Annotated in this window: 18 protein-coding genes and 1 tRNA gene; 9 read left to right on the forward strand and 10 right to left on the reverse strand. The window is 46.8% G+C overall.

Features of this window, described 5'->3' with window-relative positions:
• Positions 1–108: 108 nt before the first annotated feature.
• Positions 109–720 (forward strand): superinfection exclusion B family protein, encoded by a 612-nt coding sequence (locus AEA42_RS10705; protein WP_047540754.1) that lies wholly within the window; start codon positions 109–111, stop codon positions 718–720.
• Between the two features lie 120 nt (positions 721–840).
• On the opposite strand, the gene AEA42_RS21810 is transcribed toward AEA42_RS10705, so the two are convergent.
• Positions 841–972, reverse strand: a complete 132-nt coding sequence (locus AEA42_RS21810) for a DUF3149 domain-containing protein (RefSeq protein WP_011715898.1) — start codon at positions 970–972, stop codon at positions 841–843.
• Between the two features lie 306 nt (positions 973–1,278).
• Between AEA42_RS21810 and AEA42_RS10710 the strand changes: the two genes are divergently transcribed.
• Both AEA42_RS10710 and AEA42_RS10715 read left to right on the forward strand, forming a co-directional pair.
• On the forward strand, positions 1,279–2,868 hold the full coding sequence (locus AEA42_RS10710) for a bacteriohemerythrin (RefSeq protein WP_055647706.1): 1,590 nt from the start codon (positions 1,279–1,281) through the stop codon (positions 2,866–2,868).
• A gap of 188 nt (positions 2,869–3,056) precedes the next feature.
• Positions 3,057–3,143: transfer RNA gene (locus tag AEA42_RS10715), tRNA-Leu, on the forward strand.
• A gap of 71 nt (positions 3,144–3,214) precedes the next feature.
• Here AEA42_RS10715 and modC read toward each other — a convergent pair.
• From modC to modA, 3 genes are read right to left on the reverse strand one after another with little or no spacing between them, the layout of a single operon-like run.
• Positions 3,215–4,300: a molybdenum ABC transporter ATP-binding protein ModC gene (gene modC, locus AEA42_RS10720; RefSeq protein WP_055647707.1), complete on the reverse strand. Its 1,086-nt coding sequence runs from the start codon at positions 4,298–4,300 to the stop codon at positions 3,215–3,217.
• Complete coding sequence (gene modB / locus AEA42_RS10725) at positions 4,294–5,031, reverse strand: molybdate ABC transporter permease subunit (RefSeq protein WP_088586704.1); 738 nt, start codon at positions 5,029–5,031, stop codon at positions 4,294–4,296. Before modB ends, modC begins: the two co-directional genes overlap by 7 nt.
• Positions 5,031–5,816 (reverse strand): molybdate ABC transporter substrate-binding protein, encoded by a 786-nt coding sequence (gene modA, locus AEA42_RS10730; protein ID WP_055647708.1) that lies wholly within the window; start codon positions 5,814–5,816, stop codon positions 5,031–5,033. Before modA ends, modB begins: the two co-directional genes overlap by 1 nt.
• A 202-nt stretch (positions 5,817–6,018) precedes the next feature.
• Between modA and AEA42_RS10735 the strand changes: the two genes are divergently transcribed.
• Positions 6,019–6,798, forward strand: a complete 780-nt coding sequence (locus tag AEA42_RS10735; RefSeq protein WP_047539382.1) for a TOBE domain-containing protein — start codon at positions 6,019–6,021, stop codon at positions 6,796–6,798.
• A 17-nt stretch (positions 6,799–6,815) separates the two neighbouring features.
• Here AEA42_RS10735 and queG read toward each other — a convergent pair whose 3' ends face one another.
• A complete protein-coding gene (queG, locus tag AEA42_RS10740) occupies positions 6,816–7,997 on the reverse strand; it encodes a tRNA epoxyqueuosine(34) reductase QueG (RefSeq protein WP_055647709.1) in 1,182 nt (393 codons plus the stop codon).
• 163 nt (positions 7,998–8,160) lie between these two features.
• Here queG and AEA42_RS10745 point away from each other — a divergent pair, with 163 nt between their 5' ends.
• Positions 8,161–8,970 (forward strand): transporter substrate-binding domain-containing protein, encoded by an 810-nt coding sequence (locus tag AEA42_RS10745; RefSeq protein WP_047539388.1) that lies wholly within the window; start codon positions 8,161–8,163, stop codon positions 8,968–8,970.
• Here the strand turns inward: AEA42_RS10745 and AEA42_RS10750 are convergent.
• The gene (locus AEA42_RS10750) at positions 8,960–10,900 is read right to left on the reverse strand and encodes a GGDEF domain-containing protein (protein WP_055647710.1); all 1,941 of its coding nucleotides are present in this window, start codon (positions 10,898–10,900) and stop codon (positions 8,960–8,962) included. The genes AEA42_RS10745 and AEA42_RS10750 overlap by 11 nt on opposite strands.
• 114 nt (positions 10,901–11,014) lie before the next feature.
• Here AEA42_RS10750 and AEA42_RS10755 point away from each other — a divergent pair, with 114 nt between their 5' ends.
• Together AEA42_RS10755 and AEA42_RS10760 are read left to right on the forward strand one after the other, a co-directional pair.
• Entirely contained in the window at positions 11,015–11,542 is a 528-nt protein-coding gene (locus AEA42_RS10755) for a phosphatase PAP2 family protein (RefSeq protein WP_055647711.1), read from the forward strand.
• A 24-nt stretch (positions 11,543–11,566) separates the two neighbouring features.
• Entirely contained in the window at positions 11,567–12,001 is a 435-nt protein-coding gene (locus AEA42_RS10760; RefSeq protein WP_037422197.1) for a DUF3069 domain-containing protein, read from the forward strand.
• Between the two features lie 66 nt (positions 12,002–12,067).
• Here the strand turns inward: AEA42_RS10760 and AEA42_RS10765 are convergent, their stop codons facing one another.
• From AEA42_RS10765 to AEA42_RS10780, 4 genes are all read right to left on the reverse strand, one after another.
• Positions 12,068–13,756 carry an NAD-dependent malic enzyme gene (locus AEA42_RS10765; protein WP_023268525.1) on the reverse strand — a complete coding sequence of 563 codons (1,689 nt, stop codon included), beginning with the start codon at positions 13,754–13,756 and terminating at the stop codon, positions 12,068–12,070.
• Positions 13,757–14,022: 266 nt separating this feature from the next.
• A complete protein-coding gene (locus AEA42_RS10770) occupies positions 14,023–14,487 on the reverse strand; it encodes a DUF1456 family protein (protein WP_055647712.1) in 465 nt (154 codons plus the stop codon).
• A 130-nt stretch (positions 14,488–14,617) separates the two neighbouring features.
• On the reverse strand, positions 14,618–15,901 hold the full coding sequence (locus AEA42_RS10775; RefSeq protein WP_055647713.1) for an Nramp family divalent metal transporter: 1,284 nt from the start codon (positions 15,899–15,901) through the stop codon (positions 14,618–14,620).
• An 83-nt stretch (positions 15,902–15,984) separates the two neighbouring features.
• The gene (locus tag AEA42_RS10780; RefSeq protein ID WP_055647714.1) at positions 15,985–16,527 is read right to left on the reverse strand and encodes a PH domain-containing protein; all 543 of its coding nucleotides are present in this window, start codon (positions 16,525–16,527) and stop codon (positions 15,985–15,987) included.
• 203 nt (positions 16,528–16,730) lie between these two features.
• Between AEA42_RS10780 and AEA42_RS10785 the strand changes: the two genes are divergently transcribed.
• Complete coding sequence (locus AEA42_RS10785; protein WP_037422221.1) at positions 16,731–19,316, forward strand: TonB-dependent receptor; 2,586 nt, start codon at positions 16,731–16,733, stop codon at positions 19,314–19,316.
• A 117-nt stretch (positions 19,317–19,433) separates the two neighbouring features.
• Entirely contained in the window at positions 19,434–20,063 is a 630-nt protein-coding gene (locus tag AEA42_RS10790; RefSeq protein ID WP_055647715.1) for a glutathione S-transferase family protein, read from the forward strand.
• Positions 20,064–20,072: the final 9 nt, after the last annotated feature.

A 20,072-nucleotide genomic window follows, 5' to 3' on the forward strand; every position in this document is an offset into this window, starting at 1 on the left:
AATTTCGCATGTTATCCCAGTGAAAAATCCCTCAATATTGAATAAAGCAATGGCATCAAACTTGCTTGGTCTTGGCTAAGTTCAATTTTTTGTCACTGGGATAACACTATGATTAAACTCAAATTCGATTCAGTGAAGTTGTTTAACCCTAAGAAGGTAATGTTTCGGGTTATGCTGTGGCTAATGGTGAGTTGTGCAGTTTTATTGGCGATGCCGTCAAATATTCTTACTTTGCTGGCACTGGATAAGTTTGTACCCGAGCACGCACATTTTGTCGGGCTTGGACTTATTATCTCGATCGCGTATTTTTTAACTCAGTTATTGAACTTGGGATTAGATGAGTCGATTCGTCATTTAAGTGATAAGCGCATCACCGAGACCATTGAAGCAAAAGTTAATTTGCTGGATCGTGCAGAGCGAGCATTATTACGAGAATTCTTTTTGCAAGGAGCCACTATTTTGACATTGCCGCAAAACGAACCCGCGGTCAAAAGTTTGCTCAGTGCCTGTATCCTCGAATGTTTAGGTAATGAACGTCATTACGCAATCCAAGGGCCCACAGCAGACTATAAAATTTCGATGAAAGCACGTATCTACTTAAATCGGGGCGTTTTACGTTTACCTGCAGGGGAACCAAGTGAAGAAGAAATGCAACATCTGATTAAAGCGCGCCCGCAGTTTCTCAATGGCTTAGTACAAAACCGTAAACACGCAGCTTAAGTGTAGCGTTGGCTCTAACGCGAAATTACAGGCATAAAAAATGGGGGTTAATGGAACCCCCATAACAACGTGCAATTTTTACAAGCTACAATGAACAGAATAACAATTTGGAAGCAAAAACTACGATTGTTGCGCTGACTTCACGATAAACATCCAAGTGATATAAGAAATTATCCCTATAGTGCTAAAGATAACGATCATTGAAAGTAAACCAATTGGGTTACCGAACATTAAATCTAACCAAAATGCCATGATTGAAATCCTCTTTCTTGTGAAGTCATCCATACACTAGCGCTCTTACTGTCAGCAAATACTGATCCTGATCAATAAAAAATCGACGTCCTAAAACAATCTTGTAACCAAAGATTAACCCTGTGATCTACTTCAAATTTAGCGGGTGATGAAATTTTATCAAACTCAATCTTTTGGGCTTTGTTTCTTACTTCATTCGGGACTAGTCTTAAGAGTAGTAACTATTAAGTGATACCAAGAACAAGGTATTTGCTAATCCGTTTTAGCATTGATTGAAGTTAGACTGCATTTTTGAAGGAGCCAAAAATGGCTAGCACCACTGTTAAAAAGGGCACTATGGGATATGGTATTATTTTCGCTCCTATGGTCTTACTTTTATATCCCCTTTATTGTTTGCTTAGTAGCGCGCATTGGGTTGCAACCTTATGTTTAATCGCACTTGCCCTTATTCTATTTTTTAACATTAACAAACTTATCCGTAATCTGAGGCACCTCGAGCGTGCGGCTCATCACTTGGGTGACGGTGATTTGAGTTACCAGCTTGATGAGAAAGATGCGGGAGTGTTTCACACTGTCGTTCACAGCATCAATCGCATGGGCGAAGATGTGAGTCGTACTATTCTATCTCTAGTTGATACCAGCGAATGGATGAAGAAGGTCGCCACCGACATAAAGACGATTAGTGAGCAGGCAAAACAAGGCGTTTTGGAGCAAGAACGTCAAACCGAGCTTGCGGCAACGGCCATGACCCAGATGGTTTCAACCGTACAAGAAGTGTCACACAATGCGGCTAATACCGCGCAAGCCGCTGATATTGCGCAGACTTCAGCTAAACATGGTGATGAAGTCATGGGCGCTATTGTCAATAAAATCAGCGATATGACTTCGCAAATTCACCAAACAAAAGCAGTGATTGAACACCTTGCCGCCGATACGAATAGCATTAGCAGCATTATTGAGACTATCTCGCAAGTGGCCGAACAAACCAACTTATTGGCTCTTAATGCGGCGATTGAGAGTGCCCGAGCGGGTGAGCATGGCCGTGGATTTGCGGTTGTTGCCGATGAAGTCCGTAATTTGGCAAAACGTACCTCAGAGGCGACCGCCGAAATTCAACAGCAGATAACCGCATTACAAAAGGGCGCTCAACAAGGGGTTGAAGTGATGTTAAAAAACGTCACTATCGCCGATGAAACCGCCTTGATGGTAGAGAAAGCGCATCAATCTTTGGGTGAAATTGTCACTCACGTTGAAAGCATTACGGATATGTCTCATCAAATTGCCACTGCATCGGAAGAGCAGCATGCAGTTGCAGAGGAAATTAACAAAAATATCAACGCGATGACTGAATTAGCGTTGAAAAATGCACATCATACTAATCTAACCAATCTATCTAGTCTTAAGGTTTATAATATGTCTCAGGAGATTGGTTCACTGCTACATCGTTTCCATGTGGATAAGCAGCTATTTACCTCTAATCAAGCCCAAAGCCAACTATTTGTAAAATGGGGGCCAGAACTTGATATCGGTATGCCGGAGATTAACCGCCAGCATCAACGCTTAGTCTCTCTTGTTAACGAATTGCACCGTACCTTAAGCGAAGCCTATGGCCTCGAAGCGATTAAACGGATTGTTCAAGGACTTGTGGATTACACCGCGAATCATTTTTCCTATGAAGAAGAACTGTTTGCACGCTTTGGTTATCCTCAAACAGCTGGACATAAAGAAAAGCATGCTCAACTTGTCGGTCAGGTGCTGGATTTCCAGAAGCGGGTAGCGAGAGGTGAAGATGTTGCCGATGAACTTATGGCATTTTTAAAATCCTGGTTAGTTAACCATATACAAAAAAGTGACAGGGAATACGCGCAATTTTTGCTTTCCCACGGAGCTGAGTAGAATCAGGCGTGATAAATGTCTTCTTATCGAGCTATGTAGGGCTTTAATCCTATATAAGACTGATTTTTGAGCGGTTAAAACTAATTTGCCACCCAGCCTTTCAAAAGGGCTTGCCATTGTCAAAGGCAAAGGTATAATTCCCAGCACTTAGAGCCAGCTAGTTGTTTTTGTTAGCTCTAAATCTTGATGCCAGAGTGGTGAAATCGGTAGACACAGCGGATTCAAAATCCGCCGCCCTTAAAAGCGTGACGGTTCGAGTCCGTCCTCTGGTACCATCCCTTCAAAGGGATTAAAACCGACCTAGAGTCGGTTTTTTTGTGTCTGAATTTTGCGCTAAATATTCCACTCAGTGGGACTCAGCAATATCCATTTGCGTCATAGTCACGCCTTTGATTTGGGCATAGATAGCCTTTCCTGGAGCGAGTTGTAACTCGTCACAAGCCCATGGGGTGATATTGGCCCACAGTTCTTCTTTGCCAAGGGCAATTTTTAGCTGAATTTGCTCGCCATTATCGCTGGGGTAGAGCTCTTTTATGTTTCCTCTTAGTAAATTACGAATACTCGAGCCTTTAGGTTCCTCTGTGCAAACCGAAACATGGTTCGCTTGAATGCGCACCTTTAACTGTTTATGGGTGGGCGGTAATTGGCCGCTGACCCAGAGCTGATTGCCGTCATCCATCAACAGTCTGGTCATTGGATAATCAGGATGTCTGTCGGAGATTCTGGCGCTCAGCAGCGAACTTAATTCCTGCAATGGTACCCAGGGGCGCATTTGTTCACTATTCCATACCTGTGTTAGCGGTCCTTGGGCGATCATTTTTCCTTGATGCAACACCAACATATGGTCGGCAAGTTGTAGGATTTCATCCAAGCTGTGGCTCACATAGACGATGGGTAGCTTCAATTCCTGCGCTAGGGTTTGTAGGTAAGGCAGCAATTCGCGTTTTCGGGGTAAATCGAGGGAAGCTAAGGGCTCGTCCATCAATAGCATTTGCGGCGAGATGAGTAGGGCTCGGCCAATGGCGACCCGTTGTTTTTCACCGCCAGACAGTGTGCTGGGATAGCGGCTTAAAAGTTTTTCTATACCCAGTAGCGAGACCACTTTGTCGAACAATTCAGGTGCTTTATAGCGCATTCCATAGGTGAGATTGCCCTTCACACTGTAATGGGGAAATAATCTCGCTTCTTGAAAGACATAGCCAATTCGGCGTTTTTCAGGGGGCAGATTAACGGTTTTATGCTTGAACAATAGTGTATCGCCCAAGCTAATCTCGCCTTTGTCTGGCGTGGTTAATCCGCCGAGTAAATTCACTAAGGAGGTTTTGCCCGCTCCTGAGCGGCCGAATACGGCGGTGACGCCCTGTAAAGGTAACTGGGTGTTCACCTTAAGTTGTAGTTGGCCGAGTTGTTTTTCAATATTGATGTTTAACATACACTTGCCGTTCTTTTGAGGGCTTTTTTCGTGAGCCATTGGGAGGCGAGCAAAGAAGCCAGGGCTATTACTATCGAGATGATACACAGGCGCATTGCCTGATATTCCGCTCCCGGTGTTTCGATAAAGGAATACATGGCCAGCGGAATGGTGCGAGTTTCGCCGGGAATATTAGAGACGAAGGTAATTGTCGAGCCAAATTCCCCTAGGCTGCGGGCAAAGGCGATGATCATCCCAGAGACTATGCCGGGCGAGGTGAGTGGCAGGGTAATGGTCAAAAATACCCGCCAGCGGCTGCTTCCCAAGGTGCGCGCCGCCTGTTCGAGGCGAATATCAACGGTTTCGAAGGATTGACGTATGGCTCTGACCATCAGAGGAAAGGAGACCACTGCGGCGGCGAGTGCCGCACCTCGCCAGCTAAAGCTAAAACTTATGCCAAACCAGTTATAGAGCCACTGCCCGATTACGCCCTGACGCCCCATACTGATGAGCAGCAGGTAACCCACCACCACGGGCGGTAACACCAGTGGGAGATGTAGGAGACTGTCGAAGATAGCCTTACCGGGAAACTCCACGCGCGCTAGCAACCAAGCGCATAAAATGCCTAAGGGTAAACTGGCGAGCACGGCAACCGCCGAGACTTTGAGGCTCAGCAGTAGCGCGGCGGTTTCGTATTCGCTGAGCAGTGGCCCGTTAAACAGCGAGCCACTTACTAAAACATCACTCAGCACTAGTTCACTCCAAAGCCATATTTTTCAAATACTGCTTTTGCACTTGAGCTTTGAAGGTATTGATTAAAGTCTTTAGCGCTGGCGGTTGATTCCTGCTTTGTTAAGGCGCTGGGATATTCAATCGGGCTATAGCTGGTGGCGGGGAAGGTTGCCACAATTTTAATCTTTTGCGCGACTTTGGCATCGGTCGAGTACACGATACCAAGCGGTGCTTCGCCCTGTTCTACCAATGCTAGAGCGGCGCGGACATTGTTTGCTCTCGCCAGCAGTGGCTCGGCGGTTTTCCAAAGATTCAGGTTTTCAAGCGCTTGCTTGGCGTATTGTCCGGCTGGGACATGATCTGGGTCGCCCACCGCTAAGCGGCTGCCATTGACCGCGGCCTTAATATCCCAATCGCTGTTTAGGGTGACTTGGTCTACTGGGCTATTCTTTTCGGCAATCAGCACTAAGGTATTTTTTAACAGGGTAATGCGGCTATTGGCATTGACCGCCTTGGCCTCGACGAGGTAATCCATCCATTTTTGGTTGGCGGAGATAAACAGATCGGCGGGCGCACCATTAGCGATTTGTTTGGCGAGCGTTGAGGAGGAGGCGAAGGAGAAAATCACTTTCCTTTGATGTTCCTTTTCGTACTGCTGGCCAATCTCATTAAGCGCATTCGTGAGGGATGCGGCGGCAAAAACCGTCACTTGTTCTTGGTCTGCGGCAAAGCTGATGCTACAACTGAGTGCTAAGCCAACGACTGAGGCTGTGGTAAAACGCAAAAAGTGTTTGAGCGAGATCATGGTGTTCCTCCGTGATAAAAAGTGATCGTTATATATCAATCTATATATCGATCGTTCAAGTCCCGATGCGTAAATTAGTGATCTCGGCTCGGTTTATTGGCGAAAACGCTAATACCTCGGCGGAGAATTCCGACCGAACGTATTGGTATCTCAAGATTGATCGGGGACAATAGCATTCACTTAAGCTAAGGCGCGCAGGAACATGGACTTACACGCACTATTGACATTGTCATTGGGGGACAAACCCTTCGCCAATCCTCGGCGGATAGCTTTGTTGCGCCAAGTGGCTAATACTGGGTCTATCAGCCAGGGCGCTAAGTTGGCGGGGATCAGCTATAAGGCCGCGTGGGATGCAATAAACGAGATGAACACCACTATGCCCGAGCCCGTCGTCAGCAGTGAAAAGGGTGGTAAGGGCGGTGGTGGCGCCAAACTTACCGAGTTTGGTGAGCGTTTACTTAAGGTGTATTCCATCACCTCGCAGGTGCAGGAAATGGCGCTGTCGGCGTTGCTTGATGATTCGGTCGATATGCACAGTTTGTTAGATGTGATGGCGCATTTCTCCCTTAAAACCAGTGCTCGCAACCAATTAACGGGGCGTATCCACAGCATTGAGCCACTCGGTTTGAATGACAGCCTGAAGGTGACATTGGCGGGGGGGCAACAGATCCAAATCTCAGTGACCCATGCCAGTTTTGAGCGTCTGCAGTTAGCTTTGGACCAATCGATTTTATTGTTGTTTAAGGCACCCGCAGTGACGGCCAGTCGTGATGCCTGCCAGAGCGCTGGGCAAAATTGTGTCAGTGGGCACTTACTGAGTGTGACTGAACTTGCCGATAAGGCTGAACTAGCCATAGAAATTGGTGGCAAAGAGATTATCTATTCGGTGATGCCACTGGCCGATATTCAAACGCTCAACGTAGGCGAGCCATGCTTTGCCTGCTTTGATGCCACACAAGTGATTGTTGCCAGTATGAATTAAGGCATTAAGCTAAGATGCTAGGCATCCCTTGGTAGGCCTTTTTGAATGACCCGAACCAGTCGCTCCGTTTTACGGTTATTGGCTTGTGAGCCGCCCGCATGTTGCTGTGCTAGGGCCCAATCGATATGTTCTTTCACCATTTTATCGACATCTGCTTGGGCTTTACGTTGCTCAAGGGCAGTGATGATTTGCGGCGAACTCGGCGCATTGCCTAGGGCGACGGCGATATTGCGTAGCCAGCGCTGATGACCAATACGGCGAATGGCGCTGCCTTCGGTCTGTTTAAGAAACTCGGTTTCGCTCCACGCAAACAAGGTGAGCAGTTCAGGCTGCTTGAGTTTAGGCCGAATATGGAAATCACTCTCCTGAGTCAGCGGCGCCTCGCGATTGACCGGACACACCAACTGACAATCGTCACAACCGTAAATGCGATTTCCCATTAAGGGGCGAAACTCCTCGGGAATGGCACCCTGTAATTCGATTGTGAGATAAGAAATACAGCGCCGTGCATCCACGGTATAAGGCTCGACTATGGCGCCTGTCGGGCAGGAGGTGATGCAGGCCACGCAGGTGTTGCAGTCTTCTTGGATCGGAATGTCTACGGGTAAGGGCAGGTTGATCAGTAATTCCCCGAGGAAGAACCAACTGCCAGCATCGTGATTAAGGATAAGTGAGTGCTTACCTGTCCAACCTATGCCAGCTTTTTCGGCGAGTGGGCGTTCTAGCACTGGGGCCGAATCGACAAAGGGCCTGAAGTCGGCGGCATCAAACCCCAAGGCGACAAGCTCGCTACTGATTTGATCGCCCAGCTTTTTTAAGCGGGCACGGATAAGTTTGTGGTAATCCCTACCGCCTGCGTAACGCGAGATATAGCCCATATTCGGCGAGGCTAAGTTAGTGGCAAACCCCGCCTCTGGCGGCAAATAATCCATCCGAGCAGAAATCACTCGAACTGTGCCAGGGTGCAACTCGTGGGGGCGGGCACGCATCATGCCATGGGTGGCCATGTAGGCCATTTCTCCTTGATATCCTTTATCTAACCACGCTTCCAACTTAGCTTCTTCCGCGGTTAAATCGGTGTCACAAATCCCTATTTGGGCAAAACCGAGCGCCTTTCCCCAGTTTTTAATTTGTAAAGCGAGGCGGGATAGGGTGGCTGCATCGGGAATATTGGCGGGAGAGGTTGCTGTGGTTGACATGGAAGCTGCGTTGAACTTAATAAGATGGCGCTATGATAGCAGTTTTAAGCCGCTGCGGACGAGTTTAGTGTTTAGGGCATTTAAGCCAAACAGCAATTGTTACTTTCTTCTGTGCGTAAATCAGATCTATGATTAAGATTAAACTTCCCCTTTGGTCTTGCCTATGTTATCCGCCATCTCCAAGTACTGCTATCGATTGTTATTAGGTGTGAGCTTAGGTTATTCAGGGCTAAGCTTTGCGATAGTGGCTCCAGTGCGTTTAGTCACAGAAGCTTGGCCGCCTATGAGTTTTGAGCAAGATGGTGTACCCACTGGTTTTGGGGTGGAACTGGTGAATATGCTGCAAGCTCGCCTTGGACAGCAAGAAAAGATTGAAGTATTGCCTTGGGCGCGGGCGTATTCGATCGCGAGTACAACGGCAAATGTGCTGCTGTTTGCGACATCTATTAGCGATGAGCGGGAAGCCAATTTTGATTTTATTGGTCCCATCGCGACTAGTAACATTACTCTTTACACCAGAGCGGACGATCCTATCAGCATCAATCACTTGTTGGATGTGAATACGGCGGGAATTGTTGGTGTGTATCGAGAGTCTGTGGGGGCACAACTGTTGCAACAGCAGGGAGTTAATGCCCTCTTAGTGGCAAGTTTTCCACAGCAATCGGCTAAACAGCTGTTGTTTTCGCGGATACGATTCTGGTGTCAGGCTGATCTGGCGGTAAAGCATATACTTGAAGATGTTGGGGCGAAGGACTCGGCTATTAAACCTGTTTATATTATCGCTGAAATCCATCTTTATCTTGCTTTCTCGAAGGGGACACCTGCCGAGACTGTGCAGCGTTGGCAAGTTGAGTTAGAAAAGCTAAAAGAGTCAGGGGAGTTTGCAAAGGTCTATCAAAAATGGTTTGGTGCACTGCAGCCCCCCCTCGAAAATCAGATTTTTTGGCGTAAAAATAATTCAGCTAGCAGGTAAGTTCCGCAGCTTTAACACAGTTTCTTCCGGCATTTTTGGCTTCGTACAGCGCGCTATCTGCCCGTTTCAGTAAACGGGCAAAGCTTTCATCTTGAGGCTTTGTCTCTGGACATAAGGTGGCAACTCCTGCACTAACAGTCAGTTTTAACTCTTCCGGTAAATTAATGGTGCCGTAACGGCTGATTAAGCTTTGTAATTCATGGGCCAGATCCCAAACGCGTTCAGCGCTGGTATTGGGTAATAAGATCAAAAACTCCTCACCGCCGATCCTGCCGATTTGATTGCAGTCAGCGGCAAATTCTTTGCAGGCCTGGGCTATGGTTAAAAGTGCTTGGTCGCCAATTTCGTGGCCGAAGTTATCGTTGATTTTTTTAAAATGATCGGCATCGAAGATGATGATCGAAAAAGGCATTTGCTGTTTAAGCGCTTGCTGAAAATACTGCTCTGCTTGGGCGTATATATGCCTGCGATTAGGCAATTGGGTGAGATAATCGGTTAAGGCGATGGTTTGTAGTTGGCGGTTTCTGTGCACTTGCTTATAGGCAAATAGCGATACTATGCCCAAAATACAGCCCGTCAACAGCAGAATGATAAGCTGTAGTGACTTATTTTTTTCGAGCAAGGCTAATTCTTGCTCTTTTAATTTTTGATTATCAATCAATCGCTTGTTTTCAGACTCGATCCTACTGGTATCAAATTTTACTTTTAATTCAGTTGTCTGGTGAGCCGTGGAGTTGTTATCAACTTTCTTCGTTAGATCAACAAATTGCTGCAGAGTATAGTAGGCTTGCTGTAAGTCCCCCATCGCAGCATAGATATCACTCTTGAGTTGTAACAGTTGAATAAGACCACGGTCATTATGCATGGTCCGAAAAGCATTTTCGGCTGAGGCTAGTTCAGTTAGCGCCTCTGGGTAAAGAGCTTGTTGATAAAGGATTTTTGCCATAAAAAGCTTCATAAAACCATAAGCTCCGGGCTCTTTCTCTGTAATGTCGAGTGCAGCCTCCTTTAAATAGTTTTCCGCTTCCTGTAGCCGGTTTAATTGAATAAGACTGTAGGCTATATTCGTTGCATTTATTGCAGCCACAAGCTTGTACTTGTGATCTTTAAAATATTGGTAACTAAAGCGAAAGTTCTCTATTGCTTGCTCATGCTCCCCTATTTCATCTAGGGCGAGTCCAATATCTGAAGTTACACCAGCAACTTGATCCATATTGCCATTTTTTAAATATAACTCTTTGAGTTTTTGATAGTATTTTATTGCGCTTTCAGGGTCGCCATAGCGTCTAAAGCTGGTGGCAATATCGGTCAAGTTTATATTGGCCCAGCCTGTGAGATTTAATGATTCATAAAGCCCTTGGGCGGTGACAAGATCGTCTAATGCCTCTGAAAAGTCACCAATATAGGAGTGTAGTGCTCCACGAAGACTGCGGGCATCGGCAATGAGTTTTATATCTTCATGCGCGTATGCGCTTTTCACGCCTTTATTATAACCTTCCATAGCTCCGCTAATATCACCACTTAGCTGTAAAAACCAAGCATGGCAAAGGGTTATATCGGTAATAAAATGGGCCGAAGCGGTAGATGGAATATGTGAGAGCATTTGCTCGGCATAATTAAGCGCGTTAGTTATTTGGCCTTCATCATCTGAAGGTTGGCTCCAGCACTTGATTTGGTTCAGTTTTTCAATACGTTCTATATCATCACTTGAGATGTACTGCTCTAGTAAAGCAATATTTTTCTCGATGGCTTCACGGGACATTGTCTCGCCGCTATCAAATAATTTGAATATTTGTTCGACCTGTGGCGGCTCTTCAGCTAAAGCTAGGTATGCTTGCCCTGTGAAGAGGAGTAGTGCTATGGCAAAGAATCGTCGGCAATATCGCAAGAGATAGATTTCCTGTTCACTTTGAAACAGATAGCTAACTATTATCCTAACATAAGTTTTTCACTAATTGTTTACATTGTGTATTGGCAATTTTTGCATTCATTCCGCTATCAAGGTATAAACGTCGCCTTGGATCTCACCCAATAAGGAAAACCCTTGAAAAAATTACTCTGTGCCGCACTGTTACTGTTCACGGGAGCGAGTTGGGCAAACTCGGATGATATCGAGACCTCGGGCGATGTGGTTCATTTACTCCTGCCGGCGACGGCTTTGGGCGCGACCCTATTCTATGAAGAGGGGAATGAAGGCTCGTGGCAATTACTTAAAGCAGCAGTCTCGAGCCGAGTCATAGTCGAAGGGCTTAAGCTGGGTGTCAATAAGGATAGACCCGATGGCAGTGGTGATGATTCTTTCCCATCCGGGCACACCTCGGATAGTTTTATGGCAGCCACGTTTATTCAGCAGCGTTATGGCTGGCAATATGGTCTGCCGGCGTATCTTGCGGCGACTTATGTGGGTTATACCCGAGTCGAGAGCGATAAGCACTATTTAGAAGATGTCCTCGCCGGCGCTGCCATTGGCGCACTGGCGGGTTGGTATTTTACTGAGCCCTATAAAGGGATCACTGTGACACCTTTAGCCCACAATGGGGTTTATGGTTTGTATATTAGCGGCCAATTTTAAGCCGCTTAAGTTAAGAGAGAAATTATGGCTGAAGTATCAGTTGAGTATCGCGAAACCGCCGAGCGGATTTCTTACAATGTTGCCAATAAAGTGTTACCTATGGCGAAATTGCCCGAGAGCCTATTAGCGGCCTATCAAGGTTTATGTGCCGAGCTGTTAGAAGACAGAGAAACTAAATTTAGCCAAGCGTGGGATGCGTTACCCGCCAGTGCGCGTAATTTAATGCCACAGGCTGAATTCCATGGTTTTTATATCGCTAATGCTTGGTTGCAACTCAGCCGTGTTGCACAGGAGATTTCTGAGCAGGCGGATACGGACGAAGCGATTAACGAGAAGGAATACAATGGGATATTTACCCGTTTGGCCGATGAGTCGCTCAAAGAAAGCCTGCGTAAGTTGAAAAAGGCCCGCACCGATCGCTCTATGCTCAATAGCTTTAAACAGGTGATGGCGCCTTAAGCTGTGAGTTTGACCTAATAAAAAGCCCGTCGATTGACGGGCTTTTTATTGGAATAATGTCTGAAATTAGAAAGAAGTACGCTTATAACGGCGGTACTCTGGCTTCCAGAAATTATCTTCGATAGATTGCATCAGCAGCTCATCACTCGCAGGCAAGGATAAGCCTTGCTCAATCGCCACTTTACCGACGGCGAAGGCAATATGCTTACTCACTGAGTGAATATCTTCCAGCTTTGGCAGGAGTGGCCCTGAGCCATTAATGGCTAACGGTGAGCATTCGGCGAGCGCGCGGCTCGATGCCATTAACATCGCATCGGAGACATGGCGGGCACCCGAGGCGAGTACACCTAAACCAATGCCTGGGAAGATAAAGCTGTTGTTACATTGCGCGATTTCATAGGTCTCGCCATCAACAACCACAGGTTCGAACGGGCTACCCGTTGCCACTAAGGCTTGGCCAGACGTCCAGTGCAGAATGTCTTTTGGCGTCGCTTCAACACGGCTGGTGGGGTTTGACAGTGGGAAGATAATTGGGCGTTCGCAGTGGCTATGCATGGCACGAACAATTTCTTCGGTAAACAAACCCGGTGCGCCCGATACGCCAATCAGCACCGTTGGCTTAGCGTTATTGACCACATCGAGCAGTGAAATATTGTCGCTGAAGTTATTCCAGTTGCTGATATCGGCACATTTTTGGGCCAATTTTTGTTGGAATGGCAACAGGTTAGGCATGTTGTCGAGTAGCAGACCCCAACGGTCAACCATGCAGACTTGGCTACGGGCTTGCTCGTCGCTGATCCCTTCAGACACCATTTGCGCAACGATAGCTTCGGCAATACCGCAGCCTGCGCTACCCGCACCTAAAAAGGCAACTCGTTGTTTGTTCAGCTCTGTGCCCGCGGCTTTACAGGCGGCGAGTAATGAACCCACAGTCACAGCGGCGGTGCCTTGAATGTCATCGTTAAAGCAGCAGTAGCGATCCTTATAACGCTCAAGGATTGGCATCGCATTCTTTTGGGCAAAATCTTCGAATTGGATCAGAGTATCTGGCCAACGTACATGCACGGCTTGCATAAAGGCTTCGATAAACTCGGCATACTCTTCGCCACCAATACGCGGATGGCGCCAACCCATGTACATAGGATCTTCCAGCAACTGTGGATTGTCGGTACCTACGTCTAAGGTTATTGGCAGTGTATACGCGGGACTGATCCCACCACAGCTGGTATAGAGTGACAATTTACCAATCGGGATCCCCATGCCGCCAATACCCTGGTCGCCTAAGCCTAAGATGCGCTCACCGTCGGTCACAACGATGATTTTTACTTTTTGGCGAGTCGAGTTATTGAGGATGTCGTCAATTCTGTCTTTGTTTGGGTAAGAGATGAACAGACCACGGTTACGGCGATAGTTTTTCGAGAAGCGCTCACAGGCCAAACCTACCGTTGGGGTGTAGATAATTGGCATCATTTCGCTGATATGATTTTGCACTAAACGATAAAACAGGGTTTCGTTGGTGTCTTGAATGTTGCGCAGATAAATGTGCTTATCGAGATCGTTATTGAAACTTCTGAACTGATCGTAGGCGCGCGATGCTTGTTCTTCAATAGTTTCAATGGCATAGGGTACTAAGCCTTCGAGGTTAAAGAAAATACGCTCTTCTTCAGAAAATGCACTGCCCTTGTTAATCAATGGCGCTTCAAGAATGGCAGGTCCTGCAAACGGAAGATAGAGGGGGCGTTTATTATCGTCCATGGGTAACCTTTGAGTTATTGTTTAAGTGGTTCGGTACGTGCTTGAGACGTGCTATAGGTCACGTAAGGTTATCACGAAATGTGATCTTTGTTGCCTGTGTCGTGCGCTATTTGTGGCTTTTTTGCAGCACAGGCAATTCTTACTGTTTAAAACAGAGTTCTGTTAATTGATTGTAAATACATCTGCCAAGCAAAAGCTTGTTTAACGGCGAGATAAAAACAAAAACGCAGCCAAGGCTGCGTTTGTTATTTTAAGCGGAAGAAACATTAGACTCCGCGGTATTTTAGCGATAAGCCACGGATAAAGTTGCGCAGGATCTGATCGCCACAGGCTTTGAAGTTTTTATGGTCCGGGTTGCGGAACAGGGCACTTAATTCAGATTTAGACATTTGCACTTCGGCGAGCGCTAGGGTGGCCACAATATCTTCCTCACGCATTTCGAGGGCAACACGTAATTTTTTGAAGATTAAGTTATTGTTTAATTTTGATACTGGTTTAGGAATTTCAGCACCTTCACGTAGACCACGCTTTTCGATGATTAGACCATCTAAAAACTGACATAGGGTGGTATCGTTACAGGCTTTATAACCTTCTTCCTCTTCTTTGCGCAGTAAGTTAATTATCTCTTCGGTGGAGACTTCTCTACCCACTTTGGCAAAAATCTTAATCATTTTGGCGTTGCTAAAATCGAATACGAAGCGCAAACGGCGCAAAATATCATTGTTTATCATGGTCATCTCTAGGCGCGGCTGCGCAGTCTGGTTTAAGAGCAGATAGTATATACCCAAACAACCTGAAGATGCAGGATTCAGCGGTATTTGTGGTGTTAATCATTAATATCACGCTAGCGTTGAACACCTGCTAGGCCTTTACCCAGTACCAGTAAATAAAAAGTACGGCAAAAATAAGTAAATAACTTAAGCCTATCCAAGAGAGGCATTTCATTTTTGTGCCGTAGCGGTCAGCTTCTGGGAGTTGGCTGCTGGTCATTAGACGATAATTTAACCATGCAAAGACCACTGTGGTCATAAAGGCCAAGATCATCACAAACTCCAGTAATGGCAGCAGTGCGCCCTTAAAAAACAGGATTAATAACAATCCTAACGCACTGACACTGAGCATAATGCCTGTCAGAAGTTTATCCGCTTGTACTTCTGACACTACTGACTTGGAGAGTAGTTGCCAGCCCATGTTCAAGGTGCGGCTATAGCCATCGATGACGGTGACAGTGGTGCTGAAAATACATAAAAACGCCACTATGCCAATCAAATATCTGCTTTCACCGCCCATGACTTGGCTATATAAGTTGATTAACTGATTTGCAAATTGGGCACCCGATTCAGAAAAATGTTCGCCGCTGCCATGCATTACCAGGGCGCCCAAGGCCAGAAAGACCACTGCCAGCAGGGCGGTGACGATATAGCCTAAGTTAAAATCGAGCAGAGCTTGTGATGGTGTTACCGGCGAAGTCTTTTGTTTTTCCAGCAACCACAATGAATTCCATGCGCTGACTTCAATCGGCGCTGGCATCCATCCCATCATCGCGACTAAAAATCCCACATGGGCCCACTGCCAAGGTGAGGGCGACACAAACTGACTTTCCAGTGCTTTCATATGATCAAATGCCAGCGCGACCGCAATTAAAGTGGTGAGCGTCAGGGCAAACATAATGATTTTGGTCAGTTTATCGAGCAGAGAATAATGCCCTAAAATCAATAACAACAGTGAGCTTATTAGCACCAACAGCGCCAATACATCAATAGGTAAGGGGATAAACTGGGTGAGCATAGCGGCAGTTAACATGCACACACCCGCAGTACTGGCGATAGAAGCTATCACATTGAGGACTGTGAATAGCCATAGATAACCCCGACCTTGCTTAAGATATCCATGCAGTAAACTTTCGCCCGTGGCTGCGGTGTAACGCGCACCTGCGGCAAAGAAGGGGTATTTCAGCAAATTTACGCCAAGAATGACCCAAGCCAATTGCCAACCAAATTCTGCGCCGGCGCGAGTGGATGATACTAAATGTGAAGCCCCAATCGCGGCGGCGGCCATCAACACTCCCGGTCCCATGGCTTTTATGCCAAGGGCGAGCTGTGCAGTCCAATTGATGGAGAGTGGTTTAACTTCAGAGTTGTCCATGGCGTGGTGCGTACTTCCTTATCGGTGAAAATATATCTGTTTGATATTAATGCATACATTCTAAATTTGAATCGAATTAACTGTTAAGCATCGTGTTTGGATGCGAGTAAGCCTTCGATACGTTTTAAACTGGCGGTTATTTCGACAAGCTGGCCGAGTAGCGCATTATCGTTTGTAGCTGGTAATGCTTCAGATTGTGGATGCTTGTCACTCAAGCGTTCCTTCTGCTCCAAAATCTGTGCTCTAAAACTAGGGGCATCGACTATGCCCACTAGACTGATTAAGGCACCCGTTCCCGATTGTCCAGCAGTTTCGACTGTGAGTTTATGTAATCCCATTAGGCGCATTATGGGACCTTGGATTAAGGCGATATCGGTAATTTTATCCAAGGGAACGGTATTTTCGGTGCGGGTTAATATGCCTCTGCGCACGATCAGCTTTTTGCTGGTGAGACGCGCGCTCATATTGTTGATATAGCGACGCGTCCCCCATAAGCCAATAGGAAACCAAAGCAATAACAAAGGTATACCTACAATGCTTAGGGTGAAGTAAGCGGCCCCTGCGAGTAACCAATACATGCCTAAGTTGGCTTCAAATTCAGCTTCATGAATCGTTTGTTCTTGCATTTTCGTCCCTATTTTATGCAGTGAGTTGTTAACTATCTTGAGATGTTTGTGCTGAAAAATACATGGTTTTTATTAGTAACAAAAGTTTAACTTTTTTCAGTGGGCCATTGACTTTGTTTCACAACACATTACCTTGAATATTGTTAATAAAAAGTTGAATTAAAGTAAATTAATTCCAACAATACTAAAGTTAGGGAATGCAAATGAAAAGACCTCAGATTCTACCCAATGCTTGTGCTATCGCGATCGCAATGGCGTTTGCCCCGAATGTTAGCTATGCAGCTGAAAATGGTGCTGATAAAGTTGAACGTATTGAAGTGACGGGTTCTCGTATTAAGCGTACCGATATTGAGGGACCGTCGCCGATACAATCCATCGGCAAAGAAGATATTGCTAACATGGGGTTTGACAACCTGCAGCAGTTACTCGAGCGGATGCCTGCGAACGGTGCAGGTGCTTTCTCTACGCGTGGTAACAGCCAAGACTCGACCGCAAACGGCGGAGCCTCGATCAGTTTACGTGGCTTAGGCCCTGACGCCACCCTGGTATTGATCAACGGTCGTCGTGTCGCGGCAAGTGCTTTTGCTGAAGGTATCACTAACTCCTTCGTCGACATTAACAACATTCCGGTTTCAGCGATTGAGCGAATAGATATTCTGAAAGATGGTGCGTCGGCGATTTACGGTTCCGATGCGATTGCGGGCGTAGTCAACATTGTCTTGAAAAAAGACATCGAAGGGATTGAGGTTAACTTAGGTTACGGCGACACCCCTGGTACGGGTTACGATGAAACCACTGCGAGTGTTGTCTGGGGAACCAAATCCGAAAAGGGCAGTGCATCTATTATCCTTGATTACTTTAAAAACGAAACGCTGTCAGCGACCGATTTAGGCCGTTTTGGCACTGCGGATCAAAGTCCTTATGGTGGTGAGGATTTTCGTTCTTCCCGTGGTTTCCCCGGTTATTTTTATGTTGATGGCGTGAAGACTATCGACCCATCCTGTCCGCCCGATCGCGCAACAGCCAGCGGCAGTTGTCTATTCGACTACGGCCCTTACAACCTAGTGATCCCTGAAGCTGAACGTATCGGGGCTATTGGTCAATTCGATTACCATTTCAATGACGATTTAACTGCTTTCCTCGAGTTAGCGGCGCAACATAACTCTTCTATTGCGGGTGGTGCGCCCACACCTCTGGATGAAGATGCGGCCTTAACTGTACCGGGTACCCACCCTAATAATCCTTGGGGCAAAGATATTGAAATCGGTCGTTTCCGTACTGTGGATGCGGGCGCACGCCGTTGGGATATTGAGTCTGATACCCTGCGTTTAGTTGCTGGGTTACGTGGCACTATCAAAACTTGGGATTGGGAAGCCTCGGTACAACGCGGCCGCAGTGAATCGATGCAAACTGGCGATCGTAGCCAAGGTTGGGTCAGAACCGATTATCTACAAGCTGAGATCGATGCTGGCCGCTACAATCCTTTTGGTGGCACGATGAACTCGCAGGATGTGATCGATGCCATCACGACTAGCCTTGTCCGCCAAGGTTTGTCGAGCATGACTTCATATGCGGCGAACATTTCGGGTCAAGCGTTCACGCTGGCGGACCGCGATATTATGATGGCAGCGGGTGTAGAATACCGTGAAGAAAGCGTGAGCGACGTGCCGGATGAACAATTCCAACGTGGGCTGATTTTCGGTACCGAAGCGGTTTCTGCGGCGGCCTCTCGTGACCAATACGCGGGTTATGTGGAGTTCTCTATTCCAGTGACGGATAACTTTGAGCTGCAACTTGCGGGTCGTTATGACCACTACAGCGATTTTGGTTCAACCACTAACCCTAAAGTGGCGTTCCAATGGGGGATTACCGATGAGCTGACGAGCCGTGGTTCTTGGTCAACGGGTTTCCGTGCACCTTCATTAGCACAAATCGGTTTAGGCCCATCTCGCGAAAGTAGCTTCTTTATCGATACTTATCGCTGCGCCGCCGATGGTGTGGATTGTGAAGCGCTCGACTACAACACTGAATTCCAAGGTAACTCTGAGTTGGATGCCGAAGAGTCAGAAACATGGAACTTGGGGATGATTTGGGCACCAAGCCAGAAGTTTGATATCGGATTCGATGTTTACAGCATTACTCAAGATAACAAGATCGATAAGCAGCCATTGGGTGATATTTACACCGCAAACTGTAATGATCAAAACAGTACTGTGTGTGAGCGTTTAGCACCGCAAGTGGGTCAAACCTTAGGTCCTATCAGCATTATTCACTCAAGCTTTATCAATTTAAGCTCGCAGGATGTGCAGGGTGTTGACCTGTCAACCCACTATGGTCTTGAGTTAGATAACTTTGGTGATTTGAAGTTTGGTCTAGAGTACAGCTACTTACATAACTTCGAAAAAGACGGTCTCGATTACACTGGCGAGTACAAGTTCCCACAACATCGCTGGTTACTCACCACGAACTGGACCATGGATAACTTCGCGGCCAACGTAAACCTGAGTTATATCGGTGAATTCGAAGATACTCCAGATATCGACTTTGATGGCGTGTTAGACTTCGAAACCAACAAGTCTCGTATGGTTGATGCACAGTTATTAGTTGATATGTCAGGTAGTTACCGTTTCAACGAGATGTTTAAGCTGACATTAGGCGTGAACAATGTGTTCGATGAAGAGCCACCGTTTGCGATTGGTGACGGTGATACCGACCTCTATGGTTATGTGATTTCTGTACACAACCCTATGGGACGTTATATCTATACCAAACTGACAATGAACTTCTAATGAGTCATTGGCCGAGTCATTTGAAACGGCGCTTCGGCGCCGTTTTTGTATTTTACTCTGCCGCGACAGAGTGTATCTTCGTTCTCGTTAATCAGTCATCACTAAAAGGACGTTAATATGATCACCTTATATGGCATGCCCCGCAGCCGTGCATTACGAGTCGCCTGGGTGCTAGAAGAGTTAGGCGCCGAGTGGGCCTTTTCGTTTGTGGATATGAATAAGGGCGAGCACCGAAGCGCCGCTTTCTTAACGCTCAATCCCTGTGGCAAAGTGCCTGTGTTAACCGATGATAATCTTGTGTTGTCTGAGTCTGCGGCTATTTGCCTGTATCTGGCGGAGAAATTTGGCAAGTTGTTACCTGAAGCGGGCAGTGCGGCATCGGGTCTGCATCATCAATGGGTGAGCTTTATTATTACCGAACTCGAGCAGCCTCTATGGACCCTAGGCAAGCATAAATTCGCACTGCCGGAAGCGCAGCGTCATCCTTCTATCATGCCTTGCGCTGTGTGGGAGTTTGATAAGGCGGCGGCCTTGGCTGAAGCTATGCTGCCCGATAGTGACTTTTTACTCGGTGACACCTTATCGGTTGCCGATATTCTGCTGGCACATACATTGATGTGGGGCACTTTATTTGAGCAGCAGATCCCGCCTAAATTGGCGGCGTATCGCGATAGAATTGCAGCGCGTCCTTCGCGTAAATCGGCGTTGGCCAAAATGGATGCTGTCGCTGCTGCGACGCAGGCTTAATCTGATTTA

Source organism: Shewanella sp. Sh95, from assembly GCF_001308045.1.
Lineage (GTDB): Bacteria > Pseudomonadota > Gammaproteobacteria > Enterobacterales > Shewanellaceae > Shewanella > Shewanella xiamenensis.